The organism is Rhodococcus huquni (assembly GCF_055231055.1).
In genome coordinates this window covers 207851-229722 of sequence record NZ_JBUYWE010000002.1, presented here as the reverse complement: position 1 = coordinate 229722, position 21872 = coordinate 207851, and the positions used below count along the sequence as shown (strand labels likewise).

Genomic DNA, 21872 nt, shown 5'->3' with positions numbered 1-21872 from the left:
GCGTCACGCGTCTGCCAGCTCGTAGCCGGCTTCCTGCACGGCGTCCGAGACGATTGCTCGCTCGATCGGCGCATCCGACTCGATGTCGACGCGACCCGAGTCCAGATCGACATTCACCGAGGTGACGCCCGCGATTTCCCCGACCTCCTCTTTCACCGATGAAACGCAGTGCTGGCAGGTCATGCCGGAAACGGTGACAGTGGTGGTGGCCATGAGAATCTCCTCGACGTCGGGTACGTGTGTGACAACTACGGTACCCCCCTACCGTATGCATGTCGAGGGCGACGTCTACCTCGGCCTACCAATGTCGAGGGGCCCTGCCCGTCACGCGAAGGGATTGAAGAAGTAGATCGAGCGGTAGTCCGACGCGACGGTGCCGTTCTGGACGCGCCACTCGTGCAAGGGGTGTGCGATGCCGTCGGGGGTGTACTGCCGGCACAGCGTCTTCGCGTGGAAGGACTGACATTCGATCTTGCCAGCTGTTCCGAAGGGACTGACGATCATCGGATCACCTCCGCGTGTGCCGTACGCAGCCAGGTCCAGTGGGGTGACGAAGTTCGCCGTCGAGTCCTCGTATGCGAAGGGGTAGTTCCCCGGTGCTGCGGATGCCGGAGCGGACAGCGCCAACGGCGCCAACGTCATCGTGGCCAGCGCCAGAACTGTCTTCAGCATGGGGTGCTCCGATCGTGAACGGGACTGTTTCTCGCTACATCGGCCGCTCCGTCAGTGCTGTTACCAGGTAATTCGCATGTCTTTCCAGGGTTCTGTCATGGATCCGAGCGCTGTCTCGTTCATAGGGCACGAACGAAGACAGGAGCACATCATGAAACACCGCATTGTTGTTCTCGGGGCCGGATACGCGGGCGCGGCAGGTGCTGGATACCTGGCTCGCCACCTTCACCCCGACGACTTCGAGATCACAGTTGTCAACGCAGAGGCCGACTTCGTGGAGCGGATGCGTATGCACCAACTCGCTGCCGGTCACGAGCTGCGGCGCATGCCTTTGGCCGACATGTATGCCGGGACCGGTGTTCGGTTGCGGGTTGCCAAGGTGAACTCTGTCGATGTGACCGAGCAACTGGTCACCGTCAGCACCGAAACCGGTCCGGACCGGATCGCGTACGACACGCTTCTCTACGCACTCGGCAGCACCGTGGCTGATCACGGCGTCCCCGGAGTGCAGGAGTACGCGTTCCACGTCACCGGCAGGCCCGCCGCGGACCGTTTACGACAGCACCTGGACGCGATGAAGGAGAAAGGAAAGGTTCTGGTGGTCGGTGGAAATCTGACCGCGATCGAAGCTGCCACCGAGATCGCCGAAGCCAGGCCTGGCCTGCACGTCACCGTCGCCACGAGTGGTGAGCTCGGCGGCTGGCTGGGCACGAAGGCGCGTGCCCACCTGTTGCGTGCGTTCGAGCGGCTCGGTATCGAGATTTACGAGAACGCCACCATCGAGCGGGTCGGAGAATTCGAGGCAGTCGCTACCGACGGCACCACGTTCGCCACCGATGCGACGGTCTGGGCTGCGGGGTTCGCCGTTCACCCCATCGCCGCTGCCAGCGGACTTCAGGTGGAGGACGGCGGCCGGATCACGGTCGACCGCATGATGAGGTCGGTCTCCCACCCGAACGTCTACGCCGCAGGTGACAGCGTGTTCACCCTCGACGACAACGGGAGGCCGCTGCCGATGTCGTGCGCTTCGGCCGGGTTCACTCGTCTGCAGGCGACGGGAGCCATCATCGGGGATCTGACGGGACACGAGGTCTCGAAGTCCGCGTTGTCGTACTACGGCAACTGCATCAGTCTCGGTCAGGGCGACGCCGTATTCCAGGGCGTGGACGACGACGCAACATCGAAGAACTGGTCGCTACGAGGTCGGCCAGGCACGCTGTTCAAGAAGTCGGTGCTACGGACCGTCGCGTGGAGCATGTCGCATCCGACCTTCGGAATGCCGGCCCGCAAGCGTCATGCGGGGACTGCCGACGACGCGACTGCGGAATCGGTATCGGCCTAGAGTGATGCTCATGGACACGGCCACCGTGGGGCGGTTCGAGGCCAACCGGGACAGGTTGGCCTCGATCGCCTACCGCCTGCTCGGCTCCGCAGCGGACGCCGAAGACGTCGTGCAGGACGCCTTCATACGCTGGCAGGCAGCCGATCAGGCGCACATCGAGGTGCCGGAGGCCTGGCTCACCAAGGTTGTCAGCAACCTGTCGGTGGACCGGCTCCGCTCGGCCAAGGAGCGGCACGAACGCGCCGTGGGTGCGTGGTTGCCCGAACCCTTGCTGGACGGCGACCCGATGATGGGTCCGGCGGATACCGCGGTGCAGCGTGAGTCGGTGACTCTGGCGATGCTGACTCTGATGGAGCAGCTGTCGCCTGTCGAACGCGCCGTATACATTCTGCGCGAGGCGTTTTCGCACAGTCATCGGGAAGTCGCCGAGATCCTCGACATCACCGAGTCGGCGAGTCAACAGCATGCCCTGCGGGCCAGACGTCGTCTGGCGGCAGAGAGAGCCGCCACCGAAGTGGATGCCGAGTCTGCACGGCGAATCGTCGAGGCGTTCGTGGCCGCCGCCGGCTCGGGGCAGACCGAGCGACTGGTCGCCCTGCTCGCCGATGACGCCATCGCAGTCTCCGACGGTGCCGGATTGTCCAAGAAGCTGTTGCATTTTACTGGCGCCAAGCGAATCTCGGTGATGCTCAAGGCCGCTTTCAAGCCGACCGCCGCAAAACACAAGCAGGTCGGCGGATCGCCGTCGATTCATGCCGGAGTCGTTAACGGGTCCCCGGCGATGATCGCGGCCTTCGAGGATCGGGTGGTGGGTGTGGTCGTGCTCGAAGTCCACGACGACGGCCTGGTCGCGGCCGTACGCGGCGTCGCGAACCAGGCTCGTCTAGGACGATTCACCGAGGAGTGGAAGCGCCGCGACCACGGCGCCCCGATCATCGAATCGTGGTGAATAGTCAGCCGCGACGCTTCTTTCGGATCCCGAATGCGGCCGCGATGACTCCCAGCACCACGACTGCGCCGATTCCGATGCCGGCGAGAAGCATTCCCGTGCTCGATGAATCCTGCTCTGGGGCCGTGGTGGAGTGTTCACTCGCACCGGTGGCGACCTCCTCTGTCTCCGGCTCGGCGTCTTCACCGAAGATGCCCTCGGCCACCGAGGACGCGTACTTCGGGCCGCTCTCCTCGTTGCCGTCCACGGTGAGGTCGAGCTGCACGGGAATGGGCTGCTGCTCGCCTTTTTCCGTGAACGTAGAGCCCACTTTCACGGCGATGTAGTACCACCCGGCGACAGACTGACGACGGATCTCGGCCTGGTTGGCCTCACGGTTGCCGTACCGGACCGGACCCGCTGTCATCGAGTCCATTTTCGGCAACGTGGTGTCGCTGCCGGTGTAGACCGTGGTGTCGGAGTCGATGTCTTCCCGGACCGGATTGTACACCGTGGTGCTCAGGTTGGACACGGAATCCGACCCCTGCCCGCCGTTCGGGGGGAAGTGCACCCGGTAGGCGAGGCCTCGGCCCCAGTCCAGCCGTACCCGATAGAAGACGTACTCGCCCGGACGAATCTCGTCGGTGTAACGGCCACTCTCGTCGAGTGTGGCCGCGGTATTGAACGATCCACCACCGGTGACAGATGTCCCTTCGCCTGTGGGCTTGCGGAACTCGACGGGCGGTGGCGTGGCCGCAGGACCGGCGTCGGTGACTCCGGGCTCGATTCCGACGAGCAATTCGAGCGGCAGCCGCTCGGGCACGCCCTTGGAGACCTTGTTCCATTCCAACGCGAAGTAGTAACGACCGCCGCCCTTGCACTTGTCTGCGGTGGTCTTACCGTCGCGGTTCTCGGTCGCACCTTTCCAAGTCTCGGCGACGGTCAGTGCCACTCCGTCGCTGGAGCTGGTGGCCTGTTCGAACCCGAAAGCATTGCAGTCTCTCCCGTCCTCGCCGAAGACGCGCAGGTTGATTACGTTCATGTCCTCGACCGCAGGAATGTTCGGCAGCCGTGGGAACGACACGGTGCCACTGAAGTACGCGGTGGCACCGTCGGGAACGTCGACGGCCCAGTAGCGGGTCTCGCGTTGACCAAGGGTGTCCAGGTACTGGCCGGGGGCGGCGACAGGGGCGTCGTCGTAACCCGCGGTGCCCGTGATCGGTGTGCCTGCTGCCTCGTAGTTGCGCAGTGCGGCAGCGGTCACCTTGGGCAGAATCTGTTCCAGCGCAGTGCCGTCGGCTGCGTCGCTGTAGGTGCCACCGGTGGACTCGGCCATGCAGGTCAGTTGGGCGCGCGCGGCGGCGTCCACTGCGAAACCGATGGTGTGCACCACCAGGTCGATGCCACTGTTCTTCAATTCCTGTGCGACAGTGCATACGTCGGGCGGAGCGCAGGTGTCCTCTCCGTCGGAGACCAGCACTATCGAACGTGGGCCGGACGAGGGCAGAGCCTCGGCAGCTTCTCGCAGGGCAGGACCCATCGGGGTCCAACCACTGGGGTTGATGCCGTCGACCGCGGAGTTCAGTGCCTCTCGGTCCAAAGTCTCCGGTGGTTGCAACACTCGGACGTCTGTGCAGCCCGCCTGCATCTCGGCATCGGTATTGCCGGTTCCGGTGCCGTAGGAGGTCAATCCGATCTTGGCCTCGGCAGGGGCCGAGTCGACGAAGTTGTGTACGGCGCTCTTCGCGGAGTCCATCATGGTCCCCCCGGCGTCCGGCCTCAGCATCGAACCCGAGCCGTCCAGGACGAGCATCGTCGGGGCGTACTGTTTCCCCTCCTCGCTGGCTGGTTGTGCCTGGGCGTACTGACCCGTTGCGGTCAGGATCATGATGAGAAGCGTCGCCAATACGGCAGCGCGCGTGCCGGCTCTCGATTTCATTTTCAACCTGTTCGTGTCGCCTGCGGCCTTGCGCAGCACACGATTCAGATCATTACCCGCCCCGCGTAATGCACGTCGATGATCACCCGACGTGACCCCCGAGCCTCGACTGTAGGTCGACGTGTTGCGGGGCACAACTCCCGCGAGGAATCTCGTAGGTACATCGATTCCGTAGTGCGCATTGCTTTGCGCAGCAGCAGAATGGACGGATGGCGGAACGTGGTTTCACCCCGACTCAGCTCGCGGCGCGCGCGGCCTACCTTTTGCGTGGCAACGATCTCGGCACGATGACCAGTGCGGCCCCACGGCTGTACCCGCACATGTGGAGCTGGGACGCGGCGTTCGTGGCGGTCGGGTTGGCGCCCCTCAGCGTGGAGCGTGCAGTCGTCGAACTCGACACCTTGCTGTCGGCGCAGTGGAAGAACGGGATGATTCCGCACATCGTCTTCGCGAACGGGGTCGACGGCTACTTCCCCGGCCCGGCGCGTTGGGAGACGGGCCTGCTGGCGGCGCACGCGCCCACCGGAGTCCAGACTTCGGGGATCACACAACCCCCTGTTCACGCCATCGCGGTCCAGCGGATTCTCGACCATTCCCGCCGTCACGGCCGCACGACGAGAGCTGTCGCGGACGAGTTCCTCGATCGACGCTGGCCCGATCTGGTGCGCTGGCATCGGTGGCTCGCGCACGCCCGCGACCTCGAGGGCAACGGGCGGATTGCCCTGTACCACGGGTGGGAATCGGGGATGGACAACTCGCCGCGGTGGGACAGCGCGTACGCCAACGTAGTGGCCGGCGAACTCCCCTCGTATCTGCGTGAAGACCTCACGGTCGTCACCGATACCTCGCAACGGCCCAAAGATCACGAGTACGACCGCTATCTGTGGCTGTTGGAGGAAATGAAAGCGGCCCGTTACGACGACGAGACCTTGGCGACCGCGACGAGCTTCGCCGTGGAGGACGTGTTCGTCAGCGCCGTGTTCTCGATGACGTGCGACGTGCTGGCCACGATCGGTGAGGAATATGCCAAGCCGCGAGCCGACGTGCGAGAGCTGCACGGTTGGGCCGACCACTTCCGTCAGGGTGTCGTCGCAACGACCGACGAACGCAGCGGGGCGGCCCGCGACTTCGATCTTCGTTCGGGTCGTTGGATCGGTACCGACACCCTCGCCATGTTCTCGCCGCTTCTGTGTGGCGGCCTGAGCCGTGACGCCGAACGCGCCCTGATCAGGACGTTCGAGGGCCCCAAATTCTGTGGCCACCCGGATCTTCGTTACGCGGTACCGCCGTCGACGTCACCGGTGTCCGGCGACTTCCGAGCACGCGAGTACTGGCGAGGGCCGGTGTGGCCGGTCATGACGTGGCTGTTCTCCTGGGCCTTCGCTCGTCGAGGTTGGGCCGAGCGGTCTCACCTGCTCCGATCGGAAGGATTGCGGCAAGCCGGCGACGGCAGCTTCGCCGAATACTACGAACCGTTCACCGGGGAGCCGCTCGGGAGCATGCAACAATCGTGGACCGCTGCGGCGGTTCTCGACTGGCTAGGTTGAACATCGTGTAACAATCCTCGGTTACCCGATGACGGCGACCGTTACCCGTTACTCTCTGGCTATGACTTCGGGTACAGGGGTTCTCGTCCGACGATTCGCTGCGATCCTGCTTGCCGGCGGCCTTGCTGCCGCAGCTCCGGGATTCGCCCAGGCCGAGCCGGTCCGTGGGCCGGACGTGGCTTCGTGGCAGCATCCGGGAGGTTCGCCGATCGACTGGTTCGCGGTGCGCAATTCCGGCCACCAGTTCGCGATGGTCAAGGCCACCGAGAGCCTCAACTACGTGAATCCGTTCTTCATCGAGGACTCGATCGCGATGCGGGTGGCGGGTATGGCGCGCGGTGCCTACCACTACGCCGATCCCACACAATCTCCCGAGGCGCAGGCGGCATTCTTCTCGACGACGGTCCTGGGGATCAACGGCCCCGGCGACATGCCGCCCGTCCTCGACCTCGAAGACGGCAAGGGCCTGCCCGCAGGGGCGCTCATCGACTGGACGCACCGCTACCTGAACACGGTGCAGACGCTCACCGGCCGCCAGCCGATCATCTACACGTACCCCAACTTCTGGCGTACCCAGATGGCGAACACCAACGAATTTGCCCACTATCCGCTGTGGATCGCCGATTACAACGGCCAGAACCAGCCGGGCCCGCTGCCGGGCGGCTGGGGCAACTGGACGTTCTGGCAGTACACCAGCACCGGGCGCATCCCCGGCGTGAACGCGAACATCGACCTCAACGTCTACAGCGGCGCCCAGGGTGATTTCGCGCAGTTCTCTAACAGCGCCAGTCCGTTCGGAAGTTAGAGCCCGAGCGGCTTCGCCAGCACCGGCCAGGAGCTGTGCAGGTCGTCCTCCCAGTAACCCCAGGAGTGCGTGCCCTTGTCACGGAAGTTGTAGGTGGCCGGAATGTCCAACGAATCGAGCCGTTCCTTCAGCCGGTGGGTGCACTCGTTGGTGGCAGCTTCGATGACACCGCCGACGACCACCTGCTGAGCCAGCACACTCGGGTCGCCCTTCACGTCGGGCCCCTCCATGTCGTCGTGGGCACCCATCAGGCCGCTGCCGGAGGAGATGTAGAGCGTGGTGCCACGTAGCTTCTCCGCGCCCACGAAGGGGTCGTTCGCAATCCACTCCGGGCCGCCGACGGGACCCCACATGTTGCGGGTGTCGCCGCCACCACGCGCCTCGACGACGGTCCGCACATACGCCTGGCCGGCCGGGTCGCTCGTGCTCGCACACCCGCTGTAGGCGGCGACCGACTTGTAGAGACCGGGCTTCGATTCTGCCAACGCCAAAACGGACGTACCGGCCATCGACAGCCCGGCAATCGCGTTGCGGCCGTTGCTGTCCAGTGCGGAGTCGACGACCGGGGGCAGCTCCTCGGTGAGGAAGGTCGTCCACTTGTTGCGGCCGAGTACCGGGTCGTCGTTCAGCCAGTCGGTGTAGTAGCTGGTGGGGCCACCGATCGGGATCACCACGTTGACGTCTTCACCGGAGAAGAAGTCGACGACGTCGGTTCGGCCCTTCCAGTCGATGCCGCTGCCTTCCATTCCGCCGCCGGCGCCGTTCAGCAGGTACAGGGTGGGCCTCGGCTTGTTCGGTCCGGCCGGCCGGATGACCTGCAGTTCGATGTCCCGGTCCATCGCGGCGGAATACACGTGCGCGGAAAACTCGGTATCGGTCCGCTGCTCGATTTGCGTCAGGTGGGACCCGTTCTCGGCGGACTTCGCGGCCTCGGTGATGGCATCCGAGATCGACGTCGGCCGGGCCTGCGCCACACCGGAGGTCGCCGCGACGGCTGCTGTCAATGCGAGCGCGAGGGCGGCGGTGCGCGGTCCGAATCGGCGGATACTACGAGCGTGTGGGCGAGGCATCGTGCTGTGCACCTTCACTTCCAGGGGTGTTCGGATCAGTGGATGTGGTCTGGGTGGGCTGGTCGACGTAGCCAGCAAGGACAGGGCCGATCACGGACAGTGCAGCAGGAGAGGTCATCTGCCAGTGAGTGACTGGAACGGGGTGGTTCACGACGCCGCCGTCCACGTACGGAAGCCAGCTGTCGGCCAGGCGTGAGCCCGTCGAATCGTCCTCGGCCGCAGTGAAGAACAGTACGTCCCCGTCGAATCGCTCAGGTCGATGATCCTGCAGGCTCATCGACCACGAAGTCGACGCGTCGACAACTCTTTCCACGGTCTGCGGGGTGAGCGACCGGAAGGGCTCGGGGAGGTCCCCGCCCAGGCCGAGGCCGAGGCCGGCGAGTAGTTCGCCAGGATCGAGCGCTCCCCCGCCCGCGGCGGCAGGGCCGAACGCGCTGTCGAGTAGCGCGAGCATCGCTATCGAGTCGCCGTCCGCCTGCAATCGCACGGCGACGGCCTGTGCGATCACGCCGCCCAGGGACCACCCGAGGAGGCGGTAGGGGCCGCAGGGCTGGATCGCCCGGATCTCCCGCTCGTAGCGCTCTGCCAGATCGTCGATGCTCCCGGCGGGTCCGTCCTCGGTGAAGGCCGGGGACTGCAAGCCGACGAGGCCGCGATCCGGCAGGTGCCGGGCGAGGCCCGCGTAGCTCCACGACAGGCCGAGAACAGGATGAATGCAGAAGACGGGCTCTGTGCCCGGGCGGAGCGGCAGCACCACGTCGAATGCTGTCGTGGGGTCCTGGTCCCCTTCCTCGTACCAGCGTCGAGCAAGCCCGGCGGGTGAGGGATCGGTGAAGAGCCAGGCCGTAGGCAGCTGCACGGAGGTCGACGACGCCACGTGGGTGACCACGCGGGTCGCGAGCAGTGAGTTGCCGCCGAGTTCGAAGAAGTCGTCGTCGGCGCTCACCTGTTCGATGTCGAGTAGCTCGCCGAACGCCGAGGCGATGGCGTGTTCGAGTGGTGTATTGGGCGAACGGTATTCGCGCTGCGGCCGATCGGGCACCGGAAGCGCGACCCGATTCAGCTTCCCGTTGGGCCCGGTTGGCATCGCGTCCAGCACCACCACGGCGGAGGGGACGAGATGGGCAGGGAGCGTGCGGCGCAATTCTTCCCGAACCGCGTTCGATTCGGCCGAGCCCACGACGTAGGCAACGAGCCGAGCGTCGGTGCCCTTCCCGAGCACGACCGCCACGGCTTCTCCGACGCCGGGCACACGGTGCAGAGCGGCCTCGACTTCGCCCAGCTCGATCCGCTGACCTCGCAGCTTCACCTGGAAATCGTTGCGCCCGAGGTATTCCAGCTTCCCCTCCGTGGTCCACCTGGTGAGGTCGCCGGTGCGGTACAGGCGTGATCCGTTCGGCCCGTACGGATTCGCAACGAAGCGCTCGGAGGTGAGGTCGGTGCGTCCGGCATAGCCGCGTGCGAGCTGTACGCCCGCGAGGTACAGCTCACCGATTGCGCCGGCGGGCACCGGATGGAGCCTGCGATCCAGGACGTACACCTCGGTGTTCCATACCGGCACACCGATGGGAATGCTCGCCGCCGGCCGGTCCGGCACCTCGTGGAAGGTGACGTCCACTGCCGCTTCGGTCGGGCCGTAGAGGTTGTGAAGTGCGGTGCCGGGAAGCGTGCGATGCAGCAACTCGGCGGTAGCGCCCTGCAACGCCTCCCCCGACGCGATCACGTGCCGCAAGCTGGTGCACTCGGCTGCATCTCGACCGGCGAGAAACACGTTGAGCATCGACGGCACGAAGTGAGCCAAAGTCACCTGCTCGGAACAGATCAGCTGCGCAAGAGCGACGGGATCACGATGCGCTTCCGGGGCGGCGATGACCAGACGGGCACCGGTCTGCATGGGCCACAACAACTCCCACACCGACACGTCGAACGTGGTGGGTGTCTTGTGAAGAACGACGTCTCCGACACCGATCGGATACTCGTCCTGCATCCACCGAAGCCGGTTCACGATCGCGTCGTGAGTGACCGTCACACCCTTCGGGCGGCCGGTGGATCCGGAAGTGAACAGCACGTAGGCGCTGTTCGCCGGACGCAAGGGTGTCACGCGTTCCGCGTCGACGATCGGACCGGTGCCCGAGTCGACCAATTCGCCCGGAGACGGCACGATCAGGATTTCGGACGCCGGTACCGCGTCGTCGTGGGAGCCCGTCAGCACGAGTTCCACGCCGGCGTCCGCGATCAGACCGGCAAGTCGTTCGGACGGCTGATCGGGATCGAGAGGCACGTACGTGCCACCCGCTCTCAGTACGGCATGTACGGCGACGAGCAACTCCGTGGAACGCCGCAGAGCCACACCCACGCGCACCTCGGGCCCGACACCACGGCCGATCAGGACGCGCGCGACGCCGTTCGCCCACCGATCGAACGTTTCGTAGCTCAGATGAGTGCCTCCGAAACTCGTGGCCACCGCCTCGGGCGTCGCTGCCGCCTGGCGGTTGGTGAGTTCGGGCAGTGTCGTCGCGGCCAACTCCACCGCGGTGTCGTTCCACCCGCGGGTGATGGTCCACTGCTCGTCGCCGGTCAGCAGAGCGAGATCACCCACGACTGCGCTCGAAACGGTAGGCAGCTCCTGCAAAAGCCGTACGAATCTGGCGACCAATCCCTGGGCGGTGGCGTGATCGAAGATGTCCGTCGCGTAGGACAACTGGCCGACGAGGCCGTCCGGTGTTCCGCCACCGGTGCGTTCTTCGGTGAGGGCGAACTCCAGGTCGAAGTGTGACACGGGGGTGCGGGTCTCCAGCACCGATACGTCGACCCCGGGTAGTTCGAGTGACGGGAACGTCAGGTTCTGGAACGTGAGCGACACCTGGAACAACGGATGGCGAGATGTCGATCGACCAGGTGCGAGGAGTTCGACGAGCCGCTCGAAAGGAATCTCTGCGTGAGCGAACGCGTCGAGGTCCGTCCGGCGCACTCCGGCAAGTAGGTCTTCGACGGTCATGGCGCTGTCGATCTGAGTCCGCAGGACCAGAGTGTTCACGAACATGCCGATGACGGGGTCCAACAGGGGGTCGCCGCGTCCGGCCACGGGAGTGCCGATCGCGATGTCCGAGCCGCCGCCGACTCGGCTCAGCATCAAGGCCAGTGCGGCATGAACCACCATGAACGTGCTGGCGCCGTGCTGACGGGCGAGTCTTTCCAGCGCGGCGTGCGTGTTCGGGTCGATCTCGAAATCGACGCTCCCGCCATGGCCGGTGCGGTGGCGCGGACGCGGACGATCGGTGGGCAGTTCGACCTGGTCCGGGAGACCGGCGAGGGCATCGGACCAGAACCGAAGCTGTTGGGTGCCGACCGAATCGGATGCGTCCGCAGGACCGAGGAGCTCGTGTTGCCACAGTGCATAGTCCGCGTACTGGACGGGTAGCGGTGACCAACCGGGCCGCTGTCCACCGGTGCGTGCAGCGTAGGCGGCGGCTACGTCTGCAGCCAGCGGAGCGAGAGACCAGCCATCCGCCGCGATGTGGTGCGTGACGAGGACGAGCACCTGCTCGTGTCGTCCGAGTTCGAACAGTCGCACCCGCAGCGGTACTTCTCGTGTCACGTCGAAGCCGTCCGCGGCGAAGGCGAGTACCGCCTTCTCGAGTTCTGTTTCCGCGATCAGCACCGAATCGTACGAAACCGCAGCCGATGCCGAATACGGCGACAGCACGTGCTGTACCGGTCCGCTCTGCGTGTCCGGATAGACGGTGCGCAGCGCCTCGTGCCGCGCTGTCACGTCCTCGAGGGCCGAACGCAGTGCGTCCGGGTCGAGCCCACCGGTGAGGCGCAACGCCAGCGGCAGGTTGTAGGTGGGCGCATCGGGGTCGAGTCGATTCAGGAACCACATCCGCTGCTGCGCAGGCGAAAGCGGGATCTTTGCGGGCCGTGGCCGACGCTGCAACACCGGGCGCGCGATGTCGCTCGGTGCTTCGTCGACTCTGACGGCCAGATCCGCAACGGCCGGGGCGTCGAAGAGTTCACGAACCGCGATGGCGACCCCCAGGTCGTGCCGGACCCGCGCGACGACCTGGGTGGCGGACAGCGAGTTGCCGCCGAGCTCGAAGAAGTTGTCGTCGCATCCGACGATGTCCGCGCCGGTCACGTCCCGATAGATGCCGGCGATGGCGATCTCGGTGGGTGTGCCGGGTTCGCGGTGCTCACGAGCCTGCGCCTCGGGTAGTGGCAACGCTGCCCTGTCGAGCTTTCCGACCGGCGTCAGTGGGATCTCGTCGAGCACCACGACATGGGTGGGCACCATGTAGCGCGGCAACGAGCGACCGGCGAACTCACGCAACTGCACCGAGTCGATACTGCTTCCGGGCACCGTCTTCACATAGGAGACGAGGACCGGGTCGGTGTCGCCGGCCCCGATGGTCGTGGTGAACTCGATGTCGGGGTGGGCGCCGAGAGCGGCGTCGATCTCGCCCAGTTCGATTCGTAGCCCGCGAATCTTCACCTGAAAGTCGCTGCGGCCGAGAAACTCCAAGTTGCTGTCGGACCGTCGCCGAACCACGTCGCCGGTGCGGTACATCCGCTCACCCCGTGCGGCGCTGAACGGATGCGCCACGAATCGTCCCGACGTCAGATCCGGCCGCCCGAGGTAGCCGCGCGCGAGTCCCGGCCCCGACAGATACAGCTCGCCGGTCACTCCGTCGGGCACCGGATGAAGGCGAGCATCGAGAACGAGCGCTCGAACGTCGGCGATCGCGGATCCGATCGTGACCGGATCGTCGGACTTCAGAGGCCCGGCCACCGAGGCCCAGATCGTGGTCTCGGTGGGGCCGTAGCCGTTGAAGACACGGGTATGCGGTGCCCATCGGTTCACCAGTTCGGGCGGGCAGACGTCACCCGCGAGCAGAACGGTGTGCAGGTCGTCGAGACCGAGGTGGTTCACCGATCCGAGGACGGCCGGAGTGAGCACTGCGTGGGTGACACGGCCGGTGCGCATGACGTCACCGAGGTCGTCGCCGCCCACCACGTCGGCTGGTGCGACGACGAGCGTGCCGCCGGCTCCGACCGCGAGAAGAAGCTCGAAGACGGATGCGTCGAAGCTCGGCGATGCCGCGTGCAGTACCCGCGACTCGGCATCCGCACCGAAGCGAACCCGTTGCTCGTCCACCAGGGCACCCAGTCCGGCATGGGTCACGGCAACACCTTTGGGGCTGCCCGTGGAGCCGGACGTGTAGATGACGTACGCAACATCGTGGATGCGTATCGGCGCGGTGAGCTCGGAGGACTCGATCCGGGTGCCGGGATACGACGCGGCTGCCGATGCGGTGGCGTCGACGTCGATGTGTGCGATGCCCAACTGTTCGCAGTGACCGAGAAGGGCGGCCGACTCACTGGTGGTGAGGATCAGGTGAGAAGCCGAATCGGTGATCGTGTGGACGACTCGCTCGGCCGGGTGCCTGGGGTCGACTGCCACGAACGCGGCACCGGACTTCGCGACTGCCCACAGGCCGACAACCGATTCCACGGATCGCGGCATGCCCAAGGCCACCACGCTGCCTGGGCCGACGCCGTGTGTGAGGAGGAGGCGTGCCAGCCTGTTGGACCGTTCGTCCAGCTCCGCGTACGTCATGGTCCGATCGCCGTGACGCAGTGCGGGTGCGCCGGACCGGGCGGCCGCGGCGAGCAATGTCGGCAGGGTAATCGGATCGGCGACGGGTACAGCAGGCAGAAGATGCCCGAGCTCGTGCGATCCCAGAATGTCGATGTCGCCCACGGCAAGCGAGGTATCGGCGACCACCGTTTCGACGATGCGCACGTAGCGCTCCGCGAACGACCGCACTGTCGCAGCGTCGAAAAGGTCGGTGGCGTAAGTGAACACACCGCGTAGACCGCCCTCGGGCTGCGGTACGAGGGTGAGTTGAAGATCGAATTTCGCGATGTGCGGGTCGATCGGCTCGAGCGTGGTGTGCAGCCCCGACAGCGTGAACTCGGTGAGCGCTGCGTCGTCGAGTGAGAGCGCCACCTGGAACAGCGGGTGACGCCCGTGCTCACGCGGTGGGTCGAGTGCCTCGACGACCCGCTCGAACGGCAGGTCGCCGTGACCGAGGGCGGCGAGATCGGTATCGCGGGTATGGCTGAGCAATTCGTCGAAAGATCCGGCGGGATCCACCTGCGTGCGCAGCGCCAGGGTGCCCACGAACATGCCGATCAGATCGTCGAGTGCCGCATCACCGCGTCCGGACACGGCCGTTCCCACGGCGACGTCCGTTGAGTGGGACAGGCGGTGCAACAAGACGTTCAGTGCCGCGTGCGCAACCATGAAGACACTTGCCTGGCGGGCATGCGCCAGAGTGCGCATAGCCGCGTGCGTCTCGGGCGTCAGCGAGAACTCCACCACGTCGCCGCGATGGGTGGGATCGGTGGGCCGCGGACGGTCCGTGGGAAGGTCGATCGCTGCGGGCAGGCCGGCCAGTGTCTCCCGCCAGAAGGCCAGCTGACGGGCCGTGGTCGACGTCGGATCGCTCTCGGAGCCGAGCAGATTCCGTTGCCACAGTGTGTAATCCGCGTACTGCACGGGCAGCGGTGCGAACTCGGGAGCGCGGCCCTCGGAGCGGGCGGCGAACGCCTGCATGACGTCACGGGCCAGTGGCTGCACGGACCATCCGTCCGAGGCGATGTGGTGCATCACCACGACCATCAGATGTTCGTCCGCAGCCAGGCGAAGCAGGGTTGCACGCAATGGGAACTCGGTGGTGACGTCGAATCCTGCGGAAGCCACCTCGACGATCCGCGCGCCGACGGTATCCGCTGCCACATCCTGCGGTTCGAGGGCGAAGGACGCCTCGTGTGCCGGAGCGATCAGCTGATGCGGGCCGTCCGTCGACTCCGGGTAGCGAGTGCGCAACGTTTCGTGTCGCTCGATCACGTCGCCCAGCGCCGCACTTAGAGCCGCCGCGTCGAGCTCGCCGCGGAACCGCACGGCGAACGGCAGATTGTAGGAGGGCGAGGTGGGATCGAATCGGTTCAGGAACCAGATCCGTTGCTGTGCATAGGACAGCGGTACGACCGCGGGACGCTCGACCGGTGCGAGTGCGGTTCGTCCGGTCGGCTCGATCTCCTGCTCGATCCGGGCAGCGAGGTCCACCACCGTCGGTGCCTCGAACAGCAGTCGGAGCGGGACGGTCACACCCAGTGCCGAACCGACTCGGGCCGCCACGCGGGTGGCGATCAGCGAGTTGCCGCCGAGTGCGAAGAAGTCGTCGTCCAGACCGACGCTGTCGGTCCCCAGAATCTCGGCCAGCACCTCAGCGATCGTCACTTCCACGGGAGTTCGCGGAGGTCGGTAGGCGGCGACGGTGAACTCGGGCACCGGCAGCGCGTTGCGGTCCAGCTTGCCGGTGGTGTTGACCGGCATTTCCGGCAGCACCAGCATGACCGTCGGCACCATGTAGCCGGGCAGACGCGCAGCGAGATCAGCGCGGATCGCCTCCAGGTTCGGCTCGGGCCGTTCCGAGGTCGCCGTGTCCACGCATCCGGTCAGGTAGGCAACGAGCTGCGCCTGCCCCGGTACGTCCTCGCGGACCAGCACCACGGCCTGATCCACGTCGGACCGTGACAGCAGAACCGCTTCGATCTCGCCGAGCTCGATACGCAGGCCGCGCAGCTTCACCTGAAAATCGGTGCGGCCCAGAAAGTCCACGTTGCCGTCGGGCAGTAGACGCACGAGGTCGCCGGTTCGATACATTCGGCTACCGGAACGACCGAACGGACTCGCCATGAAGCGGTCCGAGGTCAGGTCGGGTCGGCCGGCGTATCCGCGGGCCAACTGCTCCCCGGCGAGATACAGCTCGCCGGGGACGCCTACCGGGACCGGCTGGAGCCGACTGTCGAGCACGAATGCCTGGGTGTTCCAGACAGGACGCCCGATCGGGACGTTCGCCTCGGTCTCGCCTGCGAGCACCTCGTGGTACGTGGTGGTGACGGCAGCTTCGGTGGGACCGTAGAAGTTGCCCAGCCGCATCCCGAGCTCGAGGACGCGGTCGGCGGTGCTGCGCGATACCGCTTCGCCGCCGACGTAGATCATCCGAAGAGTGTCGGGTAGTGCCAGCTCCGGGGTGGAAAGGAAGACGTCGAGCATGGCGGGGACGAATTCCGCGATGGTCACTCGCGCGGACGTGAGGACCCGGTGCAGGTAGGACGGATCGCGGTGACCGTCGGGCCGAATCACAATCAGACTGCCGCCGACACCGAGAACACCGAAGCATTCCCACACCGAGACGTCGAAGGTGACGGGAGCCTTGAGGATCACCCGGTCGTCGGCAGTGATCGGCAGGTCCGTCTGCATCCACTTCAAGAGATTCACCGCGGCGTGGTGCGAGACCTCCACCCCCTTGGGGCGACCGGTCGATCCGGACGTGAAGATGAGGTAGGCACTGTTCTCGGGCCGTAGCGGCGCGCGCCGGTCACTGTCGGTGATCGGGCGCGGCGAATAGCCCGAGACGTCGAGAGTGTCGATCGTGAGTACGTCGGTGTGCTCGGGGAGAGCGGCGGTGTCGCGCGTGGTGGTGAGCGCGCACACCGGCGACGAGGCCTCGACGACGTAGCGGATGCGGTCCGCCGGATGCTCGGTATCGATCGGCACGTAGGCGCCGCCCGCCTTCGCCACCGCGTACATCCCGACGAGCAGGTCCACCGAGCGTGCAATCGCCAGGACGACACGCGACTCGGGTCCGACACCCGAGTCGATCAGGTATCGGGCGAGTCGGTTGGCGCGGGCATCGAACTCGGCATAGGTCAGAGTCTGGGAGTCCGGAGCTTCCGGATCGCCGACGAGCGCGACCGCGTCGGGTGTCAGCGACACCTGAGAGTCGAAGAGATCGATCATCGTCGCAGGTGCGACGGCAACGTCGGTGGCGTTCCACTCTTGGAGAACGAGAGTCTGTTCCGGTCCGGAGAGCAACTCGATATCGCCGACGACCACCGACGGATCGCGAACTACGACCTCGAGGATGCGACACAGCCGTTCGGACAGAGCCTGCACGGTCGAACGCTCGAACAGATCTGTGGCGTAGGTGAATTCCGCCTCGATACCGTCAGCGCACTCGGTCATGGTCAGCTGCAGATCGAACTTGGACAGAGCGGTGTCGATCTCCTCGCTCCGGACGGTGAGGCCGGGCAGCTCCAGTTCCGCAGGGACAAGATTCTGGTACGCCAGCATGACTTGGAACAGTGGGTGCCTGGCGGTCGAACGGGCCGGGTTGAGAACTTCGACCAGACGCTCGAACGGAACCTCGGGATGCGCGAACGCTCCGAGCGCCACGTCCCGTGACCGTTGCAGGAGTTCAGAGAAGGTATCGGCCGGGTGGACCGTGTTGCGCAACACCAGGGTTCCGACGAACATGCCGACCAGGTCGTCGAGTTCGGGCGCACCGCGTCCTGCCACCGGGGTGCCGATTGCGATATCCGATCCGGCACCGATTCGGCTCAGCAGCAGAGTGAGCGCTGCCTGCGCCACCATGAAGGGCGTGCAATCGTGCTCTCGGGCGAGAGCCGTCAGCGCGGTACGGGTGTCCGGGTCGATGGTGAACCGCACGGCGTCGCCCCGATACGACGCAACAGGCGGGCGCGGGTGGTCGTAGGGAAGTTCGATCTGCTCGGGCAGCCCGGCCAGGGTGCGCTGCCAGTAGTCCAGCCCGGTGCGGGCGGCCGAGTCTGCCGTGTCCTCGTCGCCGAGGCGCGCACGCTGCCACATCGTGAAGTCGGCGTACTGCACCGGAAGTGGCGTGAACGCGGGCGCGGCGCCCGCGCTACGAGCGCCGTAGGCGAGCATGAGATCGCGGGCCAGCACTCCCATCGACCAGCCGTCGGCGGCGATGTGGTGCACCACGATCACCAGAACGTGCTCGGTCTCGGACTCCTGTAGAAGTGCGGCCCGCACCGGGGCTTCGGTGGCCAGGTCGAACCCTGGTGCGGCAAGCTCGAAAAGGTAGCGAGCCAGGTCGTCGTCGCACGGGCGAACAGGGAGTTCGAGACGGCACTCGCCGGCAGGCAAGATCACCTGGTGTGGACCGGTCGCCGAATCGGGATACACGGTGCGCAGGCTCTCGTGCCGGGCGACGACATCGCGCAGCGCCTGGGCCAGGTCGTCGACGTCCAGGCCGCCACTCATTCGGATCGCGACAGGGATGTTGTCGGCTCCCGATGTCGGATCCAGCCGGTTGAGAAACCAGAGGCGCTGTTGCGACAACGCCAGCGGGATGGCCTGTGGGCGAGCCCCTGCCACGAGGGCAACCTGATTCGAATGTGAGCGCAGCTCGTCGGCCTGTAGCTGGGTGGCGCGTTCGGCGAGCCCGGCCGCAGTGGGTGCCTCGAACACGTCGCGCACCGTGATGTCCACGCCGAAGATGGCGGACGCGCGCGATGCCAGTTGGGTGGCGGACAGCGAATTGCCGCCGAGTGCGAAGAAGCTGTCGTCGACCCCGGCCTCGGGAATGCCGACGATCTCGGCGACCGTGGTCGTCAAGATCTCCTCGAACATCGTGCGCGGACGACGGGAGTCCTTGGAAGCGCCGAACTCCGGTGCGGGAAGCGCCTTTCGGTCGAGCTTTCCGACGGGCGTGAGTGGCACGTGATCGAGGAGAAGGACTCGAGTCGGCACCATGTGGGACGGCAAGGTCTGTGCCAGGTGTGCGATCAACTCCGCTTCCGTCACACCGTCGGCGGCAGTCGTCGGCAGTACGTAGGCCACCAGAACGGTGCCGTGCGGGCCCTCGACTCCGAGAGTGGCACCGAACTCCACGGCGGGGTGCGCGGTGAGTACATGGTCGATCTCGCCGAGTTCCACCCGCAATCCGCGGATCTTCACCTGGAAGTCGGATCGCCCCACGTACCCGATGCTGCGTGACCCCGTGCGCGGTGAGTGCTGCCAACGCACCAGATCGCCGGTGCGGTAGAGGCGTTCGCCCGGCAGCCCGAACGGGTCCGCGATGAAGCGGCTTGCCGACAGGCCCGGGCGACGGTGGTATCCGCGTGCCAGGCCGACGCCGCCCAAGTACAGTTCGCCGACCGAACCGGATGGCACCGGACGAAGGTGCGCATCGAGGACGACGGCGGTGGTTCCCCGAAGCGGTCCACCGAGATCGACGAGGTCGCCGGCGCGCATCGGCTCACTGATCGCGGCCATCACGGTGGTTTCGGTGGGACCGTAGGCGATGTAGAGGGCTCGGCCCGGCGCCCAACGTTCCACCAGTTCGGTCGGTACGGTCTCGCCGCCCACTGTCAGATGAGTGAGGCACTCGAGGCCGGACGATTCCAGCGACGCGAGCGGCGCCGGAGTGAGGAAGGCGTGGGACACGTTGTGCCCAGCGATCAGAGTGTGCAGCCCCGCACCGCCGTACACGTCCGCAGGTGCCACCACCAAGGTGGCAGCCGACCCGAAGGCCAACAGGTATTCGAACACGGAGGCGTCGAAGCTCGGTGACGAGACGTGCAGGACACGTGAACCCGGACCGGCGCCGTACCGGCCGAGTTGTTCGACGACGAAGTTGTGCAGACCGGTGTGGGTCACCGCGACACCTTTGGGTGTGCCGGTGGAGCCGGAGGTGTAGACGACGTAGGCGAGATGGTGCAGCCGCAGTGCAGTGATCCGCTCGTCATCGCCGATCCGATGATCGGGCGAGGCTGATGTGAGCGTGCCCAGTTCGTCGGAATCCAGTACCAGCCAGTCCGTGTCGCCCGGAAGCTGTGCTCGCGCAGAAGAGACCGTGAGACCGATGAGCGCACCCGAATCGGTGAGCATGTGCTGGACTCGGGAAGCCGGGTAGTTCGGATCGACAGGCACGAAAGCCGCACCCGTCTTGGCGACAGCCCATACTGCCGAAACGGATTCGAACGAGCGCGGAACGGCCACGGCGACAAAGGACTCGGGTCCGATTCCGCGTCGGATGAGCACACGAGCGAGACGGTTCGATGCGGCGTCGAGCTCACCGTAGGTCATGTCGCCGTTGGGGCCCGTGAGCGCGACGGCGTTCGGATGCTTCTCGGCGGTGTCCGACAGCAGTTCCGGCAGCGTCTTCTCGGAATACCCGGCCAGGCCCCGAACGGGGAGCAGTTCGGCCTTCTCGGCGTCGTCGAGGAGTTCCAGGTCGGCGAGCCGTCGATCCGGGCCCTCCGTGACGAACTGTTCGAACATGCGCAGGAATCGTGCGTGCAGCGTGCGGAGTTCCTCGGCGTCGTACCGAGAAGGGTTGGCCTCGAAGTCGATTCGTGTCGATCCCCCGGCGACCGACGGGTAGAGGTTCACCGACATGTCCTCCACCGGGCCGGTGGAGAGCACGTGGAACTTTCCGACCAGGTCCCCCAGCAGAATCAGCTGGTGGAACATCATGATGTTCACTGCCGGGCCGAAGAATCCGGCGGCCCCCGTGCCACCGTCCAGGTCACGTCGGATGTCTTCGTGACGGTATCGCTGATGACGCAGTGCGCCGGTGAGTGTGGTGCGTACTGCGGTGACGACGTCGCGCGTGGTGGTCTCGGCCGGTAGGTGCAGACGCAGGGGGACGATGTTCGACATCATGCCGCCGGAGCGGCGCAGTGCGACGGTGACGCGGCCCGATACCGGCAGGCTCAGTACGAGATCGTCGGTGCCGGACAGCGCGGCCATGTACGCGCCGAACGCGGCGACGATGACCGGCGCCGTTCCCGCCCCGGTCTCGTCGGACAGCCGTTCGAGGGCGCGGGACGCCGATTCGGAGAGGGTGCCGCCACACAGCAGTGGTTGCGCGGAGGCCGGAGCCGGGCCGGAGCGAGAAAGGCTGACCGGATCGGGCAGATCCCGAGTCTGTGCCGCCCAGTACTCCCGGTCGGTGACGAATCGCCCCGATGCGCGGTAGGTCTCCTCCGCGCGGGTGAGGCCGGCCGGTGAGACGGCCGCGCACGGTGCGGGTACCTCGCCGCGCACGCGTGCGGTGTACAGCTCGGCGGCGCGATTCATGAAGTTCATGGCGCCGTGCCCGTCGAGGGCGATGTGATGGCTCCGCGCGAACCAGAAGTTGCGTTCCTCGCCGACCCGCAGAATCGACGACACCACCAACGGATCTCGCAGGATGTCGAGTGGGCGGGCAGACTCGTTGCGCATCCAGACGTGGGCTGCGGTCACCGGGTCCGCGTGACCGCGGAAGTCATGAATCTCGACGGTGACCTGGAGGTTCGGGTCGACGAATTGGGTCGGGCCGGTATCGAGATGTTCCTCGATCCGGAGCATTCCGGATCCCATTTCGACGGCTGCGTCGCGGCAGACGGCAGCAAGGAGATCAGTGTCCAGGCCACCCTCGATGTCGACGTACTGCGCGATCGTGATCGGGGTGTCACCAGCGATTTTCTGCGCGAACCACATGCCGAGCTGTGCCGGCGACAATGGCGCGGGCGTCACGGATGGGTCCGATCCGGCATCGGCCGATGCGACGGCCTCTGGCATCTCCACGGCCGAGCCCTGTTCCGGGCTCATTGCTCCACCGGTCACCGCCGCCGCCCCTGTCCCCAGGCACCCCCCTCAGGGGCACCCACGGCCACCGTGACCAGGGT

The 21872-nt window shown here is 66.1% G+C and carries 9 protein-coding genes; 4 read left to right on the top strand and 5 right to left on the bottom strand.

Features of this window, described 5'->3' with window-relative positions; translation table 11 throughout:
- Positions 1-3: 3 nt before the first annotated feature.
- Entirely contained in the window at positions 4-213 is a 210-nt protein-coding gene (locus tag ACZI8R_RS04620; protein WP_463378403.1) for a heavy-metal-associated domain-containing protein, read from the bottom strand.
- 111 nt (positions 214-324) lie between these two features.
- Entirely contained in the window at positions 325-672 is a 348-nt protein-coding gene (locus ACZI8R_RS04615; protein ID WP_463378402.1) for a hypothetical protein, read from the bottom strand.
- A gap of 151 nt (positions 673-823) precedes the next feature.
- Between ACZI8R_RS04615 and ACZI8R_RS04610 the strand changes: the two genes are divergently transcribed.
- Together ACZI8R_RS04610 and ACZI8R_RS04605 are read left to right on the top strand one after the other, a co-directional pair.
- Positions 824-2014, top strand: a complete 1191-nt coding sequence (locus ACZI8R_RS04610) for an NAD(P)/FAD-dependent oxidoreductase (RefSeq protein WP_463378401.1) — start codon at positions 824-826, stop codon at positions 2012-2014.
- Between the two features lie 10 nt (positions 2015-2024).
- Positions 2025-2963, top strand: coding sequence for a sigma-70 family RNA polymerase sigma factor (locus ACZI8R_RS04605; RefSeq protein ID WP_463378400.1), 939 nt, complete (start codon positions 2025-2027; stop codon positions 2961-2963).
- Positions 2964-2967: 4 nt separating this feature from the next.
- Here ACZI8R_RS04605 and ACZI8R_RS04600 read toward each other — a convergent pair whose 3' ends face one another.
- The gene (locus ACZI8R_RS04600) at positions 2968-4881 is read right to left on the bottom strand and encodes a vWA domain-containing protein (protein WP_463378399.1); all 1914 of its coding nucleotides are present in this window, start codon (positions 4879-4881) and stop codon (positions 2968-2970) included.
- Between the two features lie 209 nt (positions 4882-5090).
- Between ACZI8R_RS04600 and ggh the strand changes: the two genes are divergently transcribed.
- Positions 5091-6428, top strand: coding sequence for a glucosylglycerate hydrolase (gene ggh / locus ACZI8R_RS04595; protein WP_463378398.1), 1338 nt, complete (start codon positions 5091-5093; stop codon positions 6426-6428).
- A gap of 61 nt (positions 6429-6489) precedes the next feature.
- Entirely contained in the window at positions 6490-7233 is a 744-nt protein-coding gene (locus tag ACZI8R_RS04590) for a glycoside hydrolase family 25 protein (protein WP_463378397.1), read from the top strand.
- On the opposite strand, the gene ACZI8R_RS04585 is transcribed toward ACZI8R_RS04590, so the two are convergent.
- Together ACZI8R_RS04585 and ACZI8R_RS04580 are read right to left on the bottom strand one after the other, a co-directional pair.
- Positions 7230-8303, bottom strand: coding sequence for an alpha/beta hydrolase (locus ACZI8R_RS04585; RefSeq protein WP_463378396.1), 1074 nt, complete (start codon positions 8301-8303; stop codon positions 7230-7232). The two genes, ACZI8R_RS04590 and ACZI8R_RS04585, sit on opposite strands and share 4 nt — an antisense overlap.
- On the bottom strand, positions 8281-21795 hold the full coding sequence (locus tag ACZI8R_RS04580) for a non-ribosomal peptide synthetase (protein ID WP_463378395.1): 13515 nt from the start codon (positions 21793-21795) through the stop codon (positions 8281-8283). The genes ACZI8R_RS04585 and ACZI8R_RS04580 overlap by 23 nt, the downstream gene beginning before the upstream one ends.
- Positions 21796-21872: the final 77 nt, after the last annotated feature.